Below are 13,861 nucleotides of genomic sequence, written 5' to 3'. Positions count from 1 at the left end.
GTAGCCTGGTCTACGCGCTCATCGAGTCCAAGTCCTTGGGCTGGACCTCGCCGGTCATCCTCGGCCTGCTCGCCGTCGCCGTGCTCGGCGTGCTGGGCATCCTCGGCTACGAACCGCGCCGCGCCGACCCGCTGCTGGAGCTGCGCCTGTTCCGCAACGTGCCGTTCACCTCGGCGATCCTGATGGCGCTGGGGGCCCTGTGCGGGTTCAGCGCGTCCCTGTTCGTGACCACCCAGTACCTGCAGGATGTGCGCAGCATGTCGGCGCTGGCAGCCGGAGGGTGCCTGCTCCCGGTCGGGTTGCTTGTCCTGGTGCTCTCGCCACGCACCGGCAGAGTGGTCGGCACCCGCGGCCCCTCGGCTGCCGCTTGTCCCGGCGGCGGTGAGTCCGTGGCGCCCACATGATCCGGCGGATGCTGTCATGCGGCGTCGTCGTGGGCGCATGTCCATGCGGCTTACCCGACCTTGGTCATCCTGAGATCCCAGGCCTCGCCTCTCGGACCACCCGAACGGACAGGCCAGGCGGGTAACCCTTGCGGGGTTTGTCGCACCGGCGGAGCCATCGATGCTCCGTGCCGCGCCCTCTGGCTCGACACCGGTCCATGGTGATACCCGTCTGCATCGGCCTCGCAGCGATCGTCGCCTCTGGGTTCCCGCACGTCAGGGTTCGCGTACTCCAGAGTCCCAAGCACTGAGGAGTCGAGCAATCAGCACGCCCGCTTCGTCCCACCCCCATTCGTTCTCCGACTGGCTTGGCGAGCATGCCGTCCTGCTCAGCCACCTCGACCCGGCGGCGCCACTCGATGACCTGGAACCGCTGCGCGAGATCATCGGCGACGCGCGTGTGGTCGCGATCGGCGAGCACTGGAACCCGGGTGAATTCATCGCCGACGCGATTCTGCACCCCGATCAAGACCACTACGACAAGGAGGAACGCCACCCGGATGAGTGTCATCCATCTCGCGCTCCTTTTAGTGAAAAGGGTGGAGAGCGCGAGGACTGCCGACCGGCGGTCCCGGCTCGAAGGGTGAGGCCGTCGACGTCGCGGAGGGAACCTCGCCTGTCGTCCCGCGCCGCGGGCCTGGAGGCAGCGCACGGAGACAAGGCCGAGGGGCCCGGAACAAGCTCCGGGCACGGCTCACAGGCAGCGCGGCCCGCAGTGGTTGTAACAGGATCCAGCGTGTCGGGCCCCAAACACCGTTAGATCCACAGTCCCGAGAAGGGACTTCGAACCGCCTGAGGTGACGAGAAACGACGGATGCCGCCGGGCTCAGGGCCCGCCGCCATCCGAGGTGCAGTAGCGGGGAGAACAAAGACGACACCAACAACTACACCCGCAAGACCCGCACCGACGTCATCACCCTGCAAGGCCCCGCCGGCAGCATCGCCGCGCTCAACGGCCCCGATACCTTCCCAGACCAGGCAGCGAATACGATCGGGCCGGCCCAGACGATCACCCTCACCAACGCCGGCTCCAACGTGCTGCACATCGGGCAGGTCTTCACCGAAGACGACGACAATGCCTCCGCCGACGACTTCCTCATCAGCGGCAACACCTGCACCGGCCAGGCCCTGACACCCACCCAGACCTGCACCGTTCGCGTGCGGTTCGCCCCCTCCCACGACGACACGACCTCCAGGGCCCGGCTCGTGGTCAACAGCAACGTCCCCAACACCAGGACCACCCTGGCGCTCACCGGCACCTCCCGGACACTGATCACACTGGACTCCGACACCCCCCAGATCAACGGCAACGGAAGGGTGGGCAAGGCGCTTACCGTCAAGCCAGGCAGATGGACCCCCGGCACCGAGTTCCGCTACCAATGGACCCGCGACGGCGAGCCGATCGAAGGCGCCACAGAATCGACCTACGTCCCCGTCACCACCGACGTCGGCAAACAGATCGCCGTCAAGGTCACCGGCAGCCGTCCTCCCCGAAGGGGGGTCGGGGCCGTAACTGATGTCCCAGACGTGGGGTGGTCCCGTAGAGGATGATCTCGCGTTTTCTCGTGCGGTCCGGCAGCTCTACGATCCGGCCCTCGCCGAGGTGCTCGGTCTCGTCGAGATCCACCAGGAACCTGCCGGTGGGCGCGAGGATGGCCAGGCCCTTCTCCCCGGGGCGGACCTGCCGCCCGCGCGAGCGCCAGGTCTGGTAGCCGGCGACCTGCGTCGCGCTGATCCCTCGCTCGGTGGCTTGCGCGAGGATCAGGAGCTGGTTGTTCAAGCTGTATCGCCACAGACCTGCCGCAGCCCCGGTGAGCATCCGCTGCCAACCTTCCGCGGTCGCGAGCTCCTGCGGGCGGTGGCGATGGAAGCCAGGTCGGATACCCGCTGATGGCTGTGGCGGTCGCGCCCTCCTCGAGGTCTTCACCGCCGCAACTGGCGGCGGGCACACCTGGCTCGCGGCCCTGGCCGTCGCGAACAAGGTAGCCTCGGCCTTCTACTGCCGCGCTGGTTTGCGTCCGCCTTCCAGGTCACGCGCCTGGGCCTTCCCGCCGAGGCACAGGCCGTACAGGGACGCTGGCCCGCCATGACCGCGTACGTCGCTGAGGCCGCATCAGTCCTCCTCGGCATCGCCGGTGGCGTGATAATCCCTCTCACCACGTGCCCCTCCTGCCCTCAGCCGGATGAGCTACCCCTCCAGGCCCGGGCAGCGTCAACAACCTCACGACGAAGTAGTGCTGCCGCCCTTGTCCCCGCCGATCGAAGGGCATTCGTCGCCTTTGAGGCGCCATGACGTAGGTCTTCGACCGCTTCCCGGTCGGGTCGGCGTATGAGACCAACACGCGCCTGGCCGGCCTCTACCGGATGGCGTGCTCCGTCCGGCTCATCGCTGCCGGGACGGGCATCCCCCCGGCATGGAGGGACCCCTCATACGAACCAGTTGAACGAGGGGTCCCTTCATACCAGATGGGTCGGCCGGCCTCCCTGGCGTACGCCGTTCAGCCGTTTTGCCGTTGGGGGTTCAGCCGTGCGGCCGGTGGAGCACGTTCACCAGCGTCGAGTGCAATGCTTCATGGTCCCGTGGGTCGTGCAGCCGGGCGTCTGCGCCGCGGACGGTGTACCAGTCGAGGGCTTCGGCGTAGCGGACGAGCGTGCGGACCGAGCCGTCTTCGGTGCAGACGGTACGCAGCTCCAGCTCACCGGTGATCACGCCTACCTCCTCGGTCATCACTCCGCCTGGTGACGCGGTGAATGGTGACCTCAGCTCTGTCATGAAGTGCAGCTCTCTTTGTCATGAGGAACAGGTGTTGAGCATGCTCTGCAGCGCTGACTCCTCTGCCGACTGGAGCTTGAGTCCCCAGCGATACTTCGAGTGGATCCACATCTTGGAGTAGGTGCAGCGGTAGGACGTCCGCGGTGGCTGCCAGGTGGATGGGTCCTGGTCGCCCTTTGCCTGGTTGACGTTGTCGGTTACCGCGATCAGTTGCGGGTTGGTGAGGTCATTGGCGAATGACTGTCGCTTGCTTGTGGTCCAGCTGTTGGCGCCGGAACGCCACGCCTCGGCAAGCGGCACCACGTGGTCGATGTCGACGTCGGCGGGGCTGTGCCAGGTGGCGCCGTCGTAGGGGCTGTACCAGCTGCCGGAGGTCGCATAGCAGGAGCCGTCGACGAGGACGTTGCTGCCGTCCCGCTTCAGCACGGTCTCCCGGGTGTTGCAGCTGCCGGAGATCGTGATCCAGTGGGGGAACAGGTCGCGCGAGTAGCCGCTCATGGAGCCTTCTGAACCGATGGTCAGTGCGTTGAGCTCGGACTGCGCAGTGGACTTGCTCGGGATGTTGGGCGGGCTGGCGTTGGCCGGCGACGTCAGCGTCACCGACAGTACGGCGGCGCCCAGGGCGCCGACCACACCGAGCTGGAGCCTGCGGCGCACGGTAGTTGATCCGAACACGGGTCCTCCCAGGAGGTGACAGGGTGTGACTCGTCTGACCGTGCCGGGCGACGATGATCGCTACGTGACCGTGCCGTGACGGTTAGTAGAAGACCGGGGAGTCCGCAAGCAACCGGCAGGTGGCCGGCCCACGAATCTGTTGCCGGATGAAGCCGGATCTCGCCGCGGAGGACGAGGTAGCCGAACTGGCCTGGGTGGACCGTGTCCGGCTGCGTGCGTAGACCGCAGGTACGTCGGAGGAACCTTGATGCCGCGAGTTTGCGACGCTTCTCGACGCGCCGTCATCGCCCGCGATATCAGGCCGAACCCGCAGGCCACGTAAGCGGCTCGTGTCTGGCTGCCGCGCTTGTCTTGCGCTGCATCCTGGCGCGCAGACGGCTACGCTCCGGCTGTGGCTGATCACCCAGACATCGCACCTGAGAACAACACTCCATCGGTGGACGACGGGCTCGCGCAGGCGCGGGACGAGCTCAAGACGACACGAAGACTGCGTGGCCAACTGGAGCGAGAAGCACAGGCGCTGGAAGTGCACCTTCGTGCCCTACTTAACGTTCGACGAGCCTCAGACGCGGGCCTTACTCCGGAGCTGGAACGCCTTCACGGCAGGGTGGAGTCCCTGGTCGACAGGGCTCGGACCGCCCTTGCTGGCGTCGACACCGTTCGCTTCCAAGTCGAGCGGGTGAGCGCTGAGGGGCATGATGACCTGGTCGGCTCGACCCCTGGCCTTCTCAAGGCCCTGTCGGATGCCGATGGAGCGCGCCAACGGCTGCAGGGGTTCCTGAGTGAGCACCTCCCGCCAGCGGTGATGGGCTCGTTCTCATCGTCTCCGCGGTCACGACCTGTCTCTGGAGGGCGTGCCGGTGGGGAGGGGTAAGTACAAGGGACGACGCGCGACTCGTGACCGCAAGGCCATTGCCGCGCTCCGGGCCGAGATAGCCGGTGAGCAGGTCAATGTCGAGCGGGCACGGTCTGGTGCCCGGCAGGCTCGCCTGGCGAGAGACAGGGTCGAGGTCGAACGTTCAGCGCTTCGGGCCTCGACCGTACATGAAGAGGAGTCGTTGACACGCCTCCTCGACGAACTGGGGCCCCTGGTTGTCGACGTTGAACGGACGCAGGCGGCCGTCGATCGTGACTGGCAGCGTTGTAGGGAGAAGCTGAAGGCGCGACTGGGTGGCGCGGCGGCGCTCCAGTCCCTGCTGCGCGGCGTACCAACCATCGTCCTGGCGGAGGGTGGATACAAAACGGCGAATCGGGTCGCCGTGGCGCGGGCCGCTGCACGTGGGCAGAAAGTGGCAGGCGATGTTACCCACGCCTTCAGTCCCCTCACGTGGTACGCGCCATGGCTGCCGGAACCGCTGCGTACGGTGGGGCTCCAGGCGCGAGAGTTCGAACCGCCCGGAGTGAAGGGCATCACCGACGGTGTTGATTCCGCACGTCGGCGACAGCTGCCCGACGCGTTGTCGGAGGCCATGCGCGCTCAGTGGTCGGCGTTGGACCAGCTCGAAGTGAGCACGCCGTACGACGTCGATGCCCTCGCCTTAGGGGACGTCCAAGTATTACTTGGTCGTTCCGTGGCGGGCTTCGTTGTTTTGAAGGGCTTCCGGGATTGGTCGAGAGTGGATGGTGTAGTTCCATTCGCCGTGGAAGTCGTTGTGGGTGATCGGGACGGTCTTCATCTGGGCGTTGGTGATCTTTTCTCCGGTCGGGTATGTGTTGGTGTCCAGGATCGCCTCGACTCTGAACCCGGTCTTGGTGGTTGTGGCACCGATCGTCTCCACGATGACCTGATAGTCGGTCAACGGCCGGCCACGCCAGTTGATCGAGATGAACGAGAACAGCCGATGGTGAAAGTCGGCCGGGGGCGCGGTTGCGGTCTTTCGACCGCCCCGTTTCCCCAGGCCGCATTCCCGCACCCGGCGTGCCAGTCTCCCGGCACCGGGCGCTCCGCAGGCCCCGTTGCACGGCCGTGTTTCTGCCTCACCCGACTGGCCAGGGCGATGGGATCTTCGTTCCCCGGTATTGGTAGCGCGTGGTGCGTACCTTGCCTGGGTCGAACAGCTCCCGTTCGTTGCTGGCTGGCCACCACCGGCCGCCGCAGTAGCGGCGACGCAGTTCCTTCCAGGAGGTTCTGCGGTGTTTGCGCTTGAGCCACTTCATGACCCGCTTCCACACGTAGGAACTTAGGTACTGGAAGGTCGCGCTGGACACGCCGGGGCGAAAGTACTCGCACCAGCCCCGCACCATCTGGTTGATCTCGATGAGCAGGGTGTCCAGTGGCAGGCTGGTGCCTGTCTTGCGGCACTGCGTCTTGACCTTGGCCATCACGGCCGTGAGGGCCTTATGTGAGGGGTAGGTGTAGACGTAGTACCGGCTGGTGCCTCGCTTCCGGCGGCGCTGGATCCGCCACCCGAGGAAGACGAGACCCTCGTCGATGTGGGTGATCAGGGTCTTCTCCGGCGACAGGCGTAGGCCCATCGTGGTGAGGACCCTGGCGATCTCCTCGCGGAGCGCTTCGGCGTCGGCCTTGGTGCCGTTGACCATCAGGCACCAGTCGTCTGCGAACCTGACCAGGCGGTAGGTGGGCAGACCGTGCCGTCGCCGCTTAACGCGCTCCCACCTGCTGGCCGCCGGACCCCCGGGTGCCTGGGCGATGTGTTCGTCCAGGACCGACAGGGCCACGTTACTGAGCAGCGGTGAGAGGATCGACCCCTGCGGGGTGCCGGTGTTGTTCTCCCGCAGCAGGCGATCCTCGCCGAGGATGCCCGCTTTGAGGAACGCCTTCACCAGGGCCAGGACGCGCTTGTCTCCAACACGTCGCCGCACCCGGTCCAGAAGGGCCGAGTGCGAGATTTCGTCGAAGCAGGCTTTGATGTCGCCTTCCACGATCCACTCATACGACTTGGCTGCCAGGAAGCGCACCTCGGCCACCGCGTCATGGGTCCGGTGGTTCGGGCGGAACCCGTAACTGCACGGGTGGAAGTCCGCCTCGAAGATCGGCTCCAACACCAGCTTCAAGGATGCCTGGACCACCCGGTCGGTGATGGTGGCGATCCCGAGGCGACGCAGCTTGCCGTTCGCCTTCGGGATCATCCGTTCCCGCACCGGTAGCGGGCGGAAGCTCCGGTCCTTCAACGAGGTCCGCAGCTCGTCGAGGAACTCCTCGACGCCCTGCCCGACCTGGATGGACACAGCGGTGCGCCCGTCCACCCCGGCCGTGCGGGCACCCTTGTTGCCCCGCACCCGATCCCACGCCACCAACAAGAACGCGGGATCGGCGACAAGATTGAACAGATCATCAAACCTGCGGTGAGGCTCGTCACGAGCCCAACGGTGCAGCTTCGTCTGGATCTCCAGTACCCTTCGCTCGGCCCGGAACAGTGCCGACTCCAGCTCGTCGGTATTCACCGGCGACATCCTCCTGGTCCTCCAGTTCCTCGACTGCCGACTTGCTGGTCCCCTTCGCCATGTACGTGCCTCTCGCACGCTCGGACTACTACGGGACCTCCGCCACGACCCGCCGCCATCGGCGGACGACACACCTACCCACCACCGCAGCGGGAGGGAACGACGGGTCGCTTCCCACGTTCATCACCGTTCGGTCGACCGGTGAGGCGGCCAGCTCTACCCCGGCAGCATCGCCACGCCTACGCCGCAGACTTTCAGCGTGGCCTTCCCACCGGCATCGAAAGACCGGCTTCGAAGTCGCCGCCCGCAGGCGGCGTGCGCTGCATCCCGGCCCACATCCGTCAGATTCGAGCCGGTGGAACACTTACGAGGCTTCAAACACTGGTTTCTCTCGTCCACCTTCCGGTCTTGCTCGCCGGACCCGGGCCATCTGACAGTGCTGGCCCGCCCCGGCTTTGTCAGGGCTGCTCCCACCCCGCCGCGTGTCTCCGCGCCGTGGCTGCCCTCAGCTTCCCCACGCTGCTGCGACAACACAGGGGAAGGGGTCTTGCACCCCCTCCCGAACCGGTGACGCCTCGTGGCGCACTTCGACCTTGTTCCACTTCGACGTGCCGGGCGGGAAGTGACACACCCAGATGTCCAAGCCGATCTCGGCCGCCAGTTTCACCAGCTCGACTTTCCACCCTCGCAGCCGGTAGCCGTTGGAACCGCCCGCGTCAACGGTCAGCATCAGCCTGCTGGCCTTGGGGTAGCGTTCGCGGCCGACGTGTTCCCACCAGGTGCGGATTGCGTTGACCGCGAACCCTGCCGTGTCATGGTCAACGCCCACGGACACGAAACCGTCGTCTGCGCCGAGGTCGTAGATACCGTAGGGGATCGCTTTGGGCACACCGGTGGGAAAGTCATGACCGTTGACCTTCACGGGTTGTCCGGCCGGGGCCCACTCCCGACCGTTGTTGGCATACTCACCCACCAACTCCTTCTTCTTGGTGTCCACACTGATGACCGGGTCACCAGCAGCCAGAGACTCGGCCGCGGTGTCATTGATGTGCCGGAACTGGGCATCCCGGTCCGGATGCGAGGCGCCTTCTTTGGTTTTGAACGTCGACTGCAGCCGGTACCCGGCTTTTTTGAGCAGCCTGGTCACGGTCGTCTTGCCCACCGTGAAACCGTTGGCGGTCAAGCCTTTCACCAACTGGGCTGCCGACTTCGTCGTCCACCGCAGCACAGAGGAAGGATCCCCACGGGTCTCCGGCGCGACAAGCTCCTCCAACGCCTCGGCAACGCCAGGCTGGGCATCCTCAGTCGCCGGGCGCCCCGCACCAGGCGCACGCACACGCGCATCAGGCTCGGCACCGGCACGGACCTCGTTCACCCCAGCCTGAACCGTCGAACGCGACGCACCAGAAAGCCGCGCCACCAACGCGATCCCGCCCCAACCGATCGCCTCCGCCTCAGCCCCCAGCAGCAACCGCCACTGCCGCTCGTCCAGGTGCGGCTTGAGCACGGCAAGCTTCTCGGCAAGACCCCGTTCTGTAACCATGCCCTCACAACGAGTAGATCATGAAAGAGTCACGCCCATGTAATTTACGGACGCCCCCTTAGCGTCCTGGTTCACAGCTCCATGGCTGACGTCGGAACACGCCGACGACCAAGACGTTGCGTCGCTTCGGCCGGCGCTGGGCCTACTCGGAGATCCTCTGCCCGTGTCTAGCGACGCCGATCTCGCCGATCCTCAGAGTCGGCTGAAGGTGTGGAAGGCCGCCTGGGAGACGGATATTTCACTGATCCAGAAGTCCGGACGGCTCCTCGCGCCGTGGTCGAGCAGACCCGTCTACACCCGACCGTCCGATGCTGTGGCGCTGCGCTACTGGTACCGCGCCTCTGCCGCTGGTGACTGGTGCAATATCCATGCCCTTGTTGAGTTGCTTCCTTACGCCAACGAGAAGGAGTGGGCCCAGCAGACCCTTCCGTTGGCCAGGTCAGCTGCATTCCACGCGCAACGTGTCACCCATGGCCTTCATGACGCAGCGATCTACTGGCTGCCGCCGGGCCATGCGGCCGCACACGCCGACAGTGAGCCGCTCGCCGACGACGCTGCGACGGACCTGCGGTTACCCTTCGGCACCGTTCTGCTCTGCTTCGCGGATCCACTCCTTATGCCGCCGATAGAAGCGTCCCCTCCCGAGGGGATCCAGCATCAGCTGCTTCGGTCGACCGCGGCCGTACCCGGTCCCGACATGGATCCGCGGCGCCTCACCTGGGATAGCGTCATGATGAGGACAGTCCGCACCGCGGAGGATGCCGCGACGCGGAAAGGCTCACTTGCGAGCGTGTGGAGTCTGATCAGGTACTACGGAGCTGCTGTTGAGGCGCTCCTTCTGTTTGCTGACCGTGACGGGGTTCCAACGGATGACTTTGCCTGGTGCCTCGCGCTGACAGATCCAGGCTCAGGCCGGATCCTAGGTCGGGAGCTCGTCTTCGGTCGGCGATCGCTGACGGCTCATCGGACGATTGTTGACAACATGATCGCCGTCGTGTCCTGGGCCGACTGGCACCGAGACGAATCAGACCAGCAGACGCGTGCGGACGGCATCTGGGAGCAGTCGGCGGATCGGGGATCTGGGGTGCACGTACTCGACGCCCGGAGTATCCGTGGTCGCTCCGCGCACGACGGCGGGCCATCGGGGCTCCGCCTACGCCCTCACCGACGTCGTGGTTACTGGCGCCGGCAGCATTACGGACCATCGAATCGGGACATCAAATGGGTGCGCATACCCCCAACGGTTGTCAACGCCCACAGCGGTCCGTTGGGCTGGCAGGTCTACCGGCTGCCGGGAGTGGACGGGAATGGGCGTCCAAACACCTCAACTGCCAGCCGGTAGTAGAGGTTCTTGGAACCCGCAGACATTCCGGTTTCACGACTTGGATCGTGAGTGGCGGAAGCTGCGTGCGGACTGGCCAGGAGCACGAAACGAACGTCGGCAAGGACCCGGATAAGACGAGGACAAGGTGAAGATCTACAACAAGCACAGCTGCCCCCCGCGAGCACCGCAGCTGGAGGAGCCTCGCGGAATGTATCTGGCCGCGCGCGGAGTGGATCAGCGGAGATGGCCCCTTCGCGTCAGTTGCCCACTGTGGGGACCTGACAGTGCAGCTCTACTCGACAGGGGCAGAAGCCGAGGATGCGATGGCGGTGATCCACGAGACCGGCTGTGGTGGGGGATGTCATCGCGCCCACGAGGCCGTCGAGCTCCGTCGTGCAGAGTCATCGGGTTCCGGAGGTTGATCCAGTTCTTGGGGTAAACGGGGGGCCCGTCGTCGTGGCGTCTTGCGGTACAGGTACCGGTGATCGCCCGGATCGTCCAAGCGGTGCATGAGACAACCGTCAGGGAAGTCTCCGCCTGGCCCGCTGAGGCATCTTGTGGTTGATTTTCTTTTGGCGGTGTGTCGTGTTCGGTGGCGCGCCAGTCGTCTTGTACATGGAGGCAGATCGCCGAGCTGTAGAGGAGACGGAGGGCGCCGTGCCGGATGAGGACAGGAAGCGAGCAGCGCACCGAGCCTTGGTGGATCGCGTGCTGAACGGGGAGGGCAGGGCATCCGCGGAGCAGCGAGCGGGCGCCTTCGGCAACGAGGGTCTCTCCCCGCCGTTGGACGCACTCATCGGCAAGGTCGTCGGCGGGCCGGTGCAGGTCAGCGAGGCGGACCTGGCTGCGGCGAAGGCGTCGGGTTTCAGCGAGGACCAGCTATTCGAGCTGGTGATCTGCGCTGCGGTCGGCCACTCGGCCCGGCTTTACGAAGCGGGCCTGGCGGCCCTGGCCGAAGCAACGGGCAACGGGGACGCCGGATGATGCGCCTAGACATCCTCAACGGCGGCTACGGCCCCGGAACCAAACTGCTGTTCGCGCTCATCCGGCTGTTCTCCGGGCACCCGGTACCCGACGCCGCCAAGTTGACCTTCTACCGGCCCGACTTCTACGGCGCCCGGGCGAAGGAGTTCACCCACGAGGCGATGCGCGGCCCGTCCAGCTGGTCGATCGGCGACCGGGAGCTGATGGCGGCGTATGTGTCCAAGGTGAACGAGTCCGCGTTCTGCGTCGGCGCGCACACCGCGACCGCAAGCCAGGCGTACCAGGACGGGCCACGGGTCGCGGCGGTGCTCGCCGATTTGGAGTCGGCCCCCGTCGAGGAGCCGCTCCGGGCGACGCTGCGGATGCTCGGCAAGCTGACCGCCGAAGGTGAGCTGAAGGCCGAGGACATGCGTGCGGTGCTGTCCGCCGGCGTCTCGCCCCAGCAGGTCGTGGACGCGCTGGCGGTCTGTGCCGCCTTCAACACGACGAGCCGGCTCGCCGACGCGTTCGGGTTCGAACTGCTCAGCCCCGAAGGCTACGACGCAGGAGCGAAGTATCTGCTCAAACGGGGCTACCGGTAGCCCACGCAGCGCCGGCCGCTTCCACGCGCGACCTCCCTCGTGCGGTCCTCGAGCATGTCGACCTCCGGGCCGTACCACCTGCTGCGGGTCACGGACCTGGTGCGGGAAGGGTCGGGGGCGGGATTCAGATCGTCCACAGTGCCTCAGTGGGTGACATGCGGGCGGCGCGCAGCGCGGGGAGTAGTCCGGCGACGGCGCCGATGAGCACGGTGGCGGCGAGGCCGCCGGCCCAGGCGATGGTGGGGACGACGACCGCCCAGTCCTTCGTACTCGCGTAGATGGCGGTCGCGGCGGTCCCGACACCCACGCCGACCGTGCCGCCGAGGAAGGACAGCAGCATCGCCTCGGCGAGGAACTGGATGCGGATGTGGCCCTTGGTGGCGCCGAGCGCTCGGCGTAGTCCGATCTCGGGTCGTCGTTCGAGGACGGAGATGACCATGGTGTTGGCCACGCCGACCGCGCCGACCAGCAGGGCTACCGCGCCGAGCCCGAGGAAGAGGGAGTTGAAGGCGCTCTGGGCGGCGGCTCGGGCGACGAGGGCGTCGGAGGGTTGGCTGACGTTGACCTCGCTGGGGTCCTTCGGGTTGGCGGTGGCGCCGAGGACGGCGTGGACGGCGTCGACCTGGCTGGTGTCGCTTCGGACGTAGATGGTGGAGGGGTGGCCGTCGAAGTCGAAGTACTTCTGCGCGGCCGGGAAGCCGATGAGGACGGCGGTGTCGATCTCGGGTGCGAGGACGGAGGGGCGCAGGATTCCGGTGATGTAGACCCATCGGTCGGCGACCCAGATGCGCTGGCCGGGATGGACTCTGGCGATGCCGAGCCGTTGCGCGGCGGTGGCGCCGAGCACCGCGACGGGCTGCTGGGCGGTGGCGGCGTTGAGGTAGCGGCCCTGGGCGAGGCCGGTGCCGAGTGTGCGGGGCAGGTCCAGGGTCGCGGCGCGCACGGACAGGGAGTTGGTGTTGATGTCGGGGATGAGTGGGCTGCGGTAGGCGTGGACGTCGCCCAGGGTGCCGGTGGACTGGACCTGGGTGACGGGTCCGATCCGGGCGATCATGGCGGGTGCCTGGGTGGGGAGTTCCGCGGTCTCGCCGAACATCGTCTGCCCGTTGGTGACGGTGAGCAGGTTGGTGCCCAGGCTGTCGATCTGGGCGAGCAGCCCGGCCTGGGAGGAGGAGGACAGGCCGAGGACGGCGACGATGGCTGCTACGCCGATGGCGATGCCGAGGGCGGACAGTCCGGCGCGCAGTTTCCGGGTCCGCATGCCGACGCTGGCCACGCGTGCCAGGTCGGAGGGGCGGAGCCGGCCGGTGGTGGGGGCGAGGGTGCTGGTCATGCCGGTCGCCCTCCCGTCGTTGGGTTGCCTGTCTGGGGGTGGCCCGGGGCGGCGGTGTCGGTGACGATCCGTCCGTCGAGTACCTCGACGCGGCGTGGCATGCGGGCGGCGATGTCCCGGTCGTGGGTGATCACGACGATGGTGGTGCCGTTCTCGTGGAGCGCGTCGAGGAGGGCGAGGATCGACTGGCCGGTGGCGTGGTCGAGGTTGCCGGTGGGTTCGTCGGCCAGGACGATCGCCGGGCGGCCGATCAGGGCGCGGGCGATCGCGACGCGTTGTCGCTGCCCGCCGGAGAGTTGGGTGGGGCGGGCGTGCAGGCGGGTGTCGAGGTCGACGGCGGCGAGGGCCTGGGCGGCGAGTTCGCGGCGGTGCCGGTGGGGTGTTCCGGCGTAGAGGAGTCCGTCGGCGACGTTGTCCAGGACGGTGGCGTGTTCGGCGAGGAAGAACTGCTGGAACACGAAGCCGATCCGGGTGGCACGGAGTTTGGACAGCTGGCGGTCACTCATCGCCGAGGCGTCCAGTCCGGTGATGCGGACGGTTCCGCTGCTGGGACGGTCGAGGGTTCCCATCAGGTGGAGCAAGGTGGTCTTGCCCGACCCGGAGGGGCCGACGATGGCGAGGAGTTCGCCTTGCCAGATGGTGAGGTTGACGCCGTGGAGAGCGGTCACCGGTGGTTCGCTGGGGTAGATCTTGGTGACCGTGTCGAGTTCCAGGACAGGGCGGGCGCCGTTCCCGTCCGGGCCTTGCCTTGCGGTGGATCCGTCGTTGGTGGTCTCTGGGGTGGTCGTGGGAATGCTCAT

13 protein-coding genes and 1 pseudogene are annotated in these 13,861 nt (G+C 66.8%); 5 read left to right on the top strand and 9 right to left on the bottom strand.

Annotation, left to right across the window (positions count from 1 at the left end):
* Positions 1–35 precede the first annotated feature (35 nt).
* Complete coding sequence (locus HEB94_RS48995; RefSeq protein WP_238361425.1) at positions 36–404, top strand: efflux MFS transporter permease; 369 nt, start codon at positions 36–38, stop codon at positions 402–404.
* 1,074 nt (positions 405–1,478) lie between these two features.
* Positions 1,479–1,994 carry a hypothetical protein gene (locus HEB94_RS04795; protein ID WP_192748804.1) on the top strand — a complete coding sequence of 172 codons (516 nt, stop codon included), beginning with the start codon at positions 1,479–1,481 and terminating at the stop codon, positions 1,992–1,994.
* Here HEB94_RS04795 and HEB94_RS54345 read toward each other — a convergent pair.
* From HEB94_RS54345 to HEB94_RS04765, 7 genes and pseudogenes are all read right to left on the bottom strand, one after another.
* Complete coding sequence (locus HEB94_RS54345; protein WP_420481516.1) at positions 1,915–2,262, bottom strand: ArdC family protein; 348 nt, start codon at positions 2,260–2,262, stop codon at positions 1,915–1,917. The genes HEB94_RS04795 and HEB94_RS54345 overlap by 80 nt on opposite strands.
* A 702-nt stretch (positions 2,263–2,964) precedes the next feature.
* On the bottom strand, positions 2,965–3,171 hold the full coding sequence (locus tag HEB94_RS04790) for a hypothetical protein (protein ID WP_202896125.1): 207 nt from the start codon (positions 3,169–3,171) through the stop codon (positions 2,965–2,967).
* Positions 3,172–3,234: 63 nt separating this feature from the next.
* Positions 3,235–3,891 (bottom strand): HNH endonuclease family protein, encoded by a 657-nt coding sequence (locus HEB94_RS04785; protein ID WP_337917470.1) that lies wholly within the window; start codon positions 3,889–3,891, stop codon positions 3,235–3,237.
* Between the two features lie 1,019 nt (positions 3,892–4,910).
* Complete coding sequence (locus HEB94_RS04780; RefSeq protein WP_192748802.1) at positions 4,911–5,201, bottom strand: hypothetical protein; 291 nt, start codon at positions 5,199–5,201, stop codon at positions 4,911–4,913.
* Positions 5,202–5,447: 246 nt separating this feature from the next.
* Entirely contained in the window at positions 5,448–5,804 is a 357-nt protein-coding gene (locus HEB94_RS04775; protein WP_192748801.1) for an ISAzo13-like element transposase-related protein, read from the bottom strand.
* Positions 5,805–5,868: 64 nt separating this feature from the next.
* Entirely contained in the window at positions 5,869–7,296 is a 1,428-nt protein-coding gene (gene ltrA, locus HEB94_RS04770; protein ID WP_192748800.1) for a group II intron reverse transcriptase/maturase, read from the bottom strand.
* A 580-nt stretch (positions 7,297–7,876) separates the two neighbouring features.
* Positions 7,877–8,839: pseudogene (locus HEB94_RS04765) on the bottom strand (ISAzo13 family transposase); the annotation flags it as partial.
* Between the two features lie 163 nt (positions 8,840–9,002).
* Between HEB94_RS04765 and HEB94_RS04760 the strand changes: the two are divergent.
* The 3 genes from HEB94_RS04760 (at position 9,003) to HEB94_RS04750 (ending at position 11,728) form a co-directional block, all read left to right on the top strand.
* Positions 9,003–10,181: an AcrVA2 family anti-CRISPR protein gene (locus HEB94_RS04760; RefSeq protein ID WP_192748798.1), complete on the top strand. Its 1,179-nt coding sequence runs from the start codon at positions 9,003–9,005 to the stop codon at positions 10,179–10,181.
* Positions 10,182–10,862: 681 nt separating this feature from the next.
* A complete protein-coding gene (locus tag HEB94_RS04755) occupies positions 10,863–11,147 on the top strand; it encodes a carboxymuconolactone decarboxylase family protein (RefSeq protein WP_202896123.1) in 285 nt (94 codons plus the stop codon).
* Positions 11,144–11,728, top strand: coding sequence for a carboxymuconolactone decarboxylase family protein (locus tag HEB94_RS04750; protein ID WP_202896122.1), 585 nt, complete (start codon positions 11,144–11,146; stop codon positions 11,726–11,728). Before HEB94_RS04755 ends, HEB94_RS04750 begins: the two co-directional genes overlap by 4 nt.
* A gap of 124 nt (positions 11,729–11,852) precedes the next feature.
* On the opposite strand, the gene HEB94_RS04745 is transcribed toward HEB94_RS04750, so the two are convergent.
* Together HEB94_RS04745 and HEB94_RS04740 are read right to left on the bottom strand one after the other, a co-directional pair.
* A complete protein-coding gene (locus tag HEB94_RS04745; RefSeq protein ID WP_192748796.1) occupies positions 11,853–13,061 on the bottom strand; it encodes an ABC transporter permease in 1,209 nt (402 codons plus the stop codon).
* Entirely contained in the window at positions 13,058–13,861 is an 804-nt protein-coding gene (locus tag HEB94_RS04740) for an ABC transporter ATP-binding protein (protein ID WP_192748795.1), read from the bottom strand. The genes HEB94_RS04745 and HEB94_RS04740 overlap by 4 nt, the downstream gene beginning before the upstream one ends.

It is taken from the genome of Actinopolymorpha pittospori, from assembly GCF_014873875.1.
Classification (GTDB): domain Bacteria; phylum Actinomycetota; class Actinomycetes; order Propionibacteriales; family Actinopolymorphaceae; genus Actinopolymorpha; species Actinopolymorpha pittospori.
The sequence above is the reverse complement of the archived record's forward strand: the minus strand, read 5'-3'. Positions and strand labels throughout refer to the sequence as shown.

Coding starts and splice junctions, on each gene's coding strand:
- HEB94_RS54345 (WP_420481516.1), bottom strand. CDS start 2,262: ATGCTCACCGGGGCTGCGGCAGGTCTGTGGCGATACAGCTTGAACAAC.
- HEB94_RS04790 (WP_202896125.1), bottom strand. CDS start 3,171: ATGACCGAGGAGGTAGGCGTGATCACCGGTGAGCTGGAGCTGCGTACC.
- HEB94_RS04750 (WP_202896122.1), top strand. CDS start 11,144: ATGATGCGCCTAGACATCCTCAACGGCGGCTACGGCCCCGGAACCAAA.
- HEB94_RS04745 (WP_192748796.1), bottom strand. CDS start 13,061: ATGACCAGCACCCTCGCCCCCACCACCGGCCGGCTCCGCCCCTCCGAC.
- HEB94_RS04740 (WP_192748795.1), bottom strand. CDS start 13,861: ATGAGCATTCCCACGACCACCCCAGAGACCACCAACGACGGATCCACC.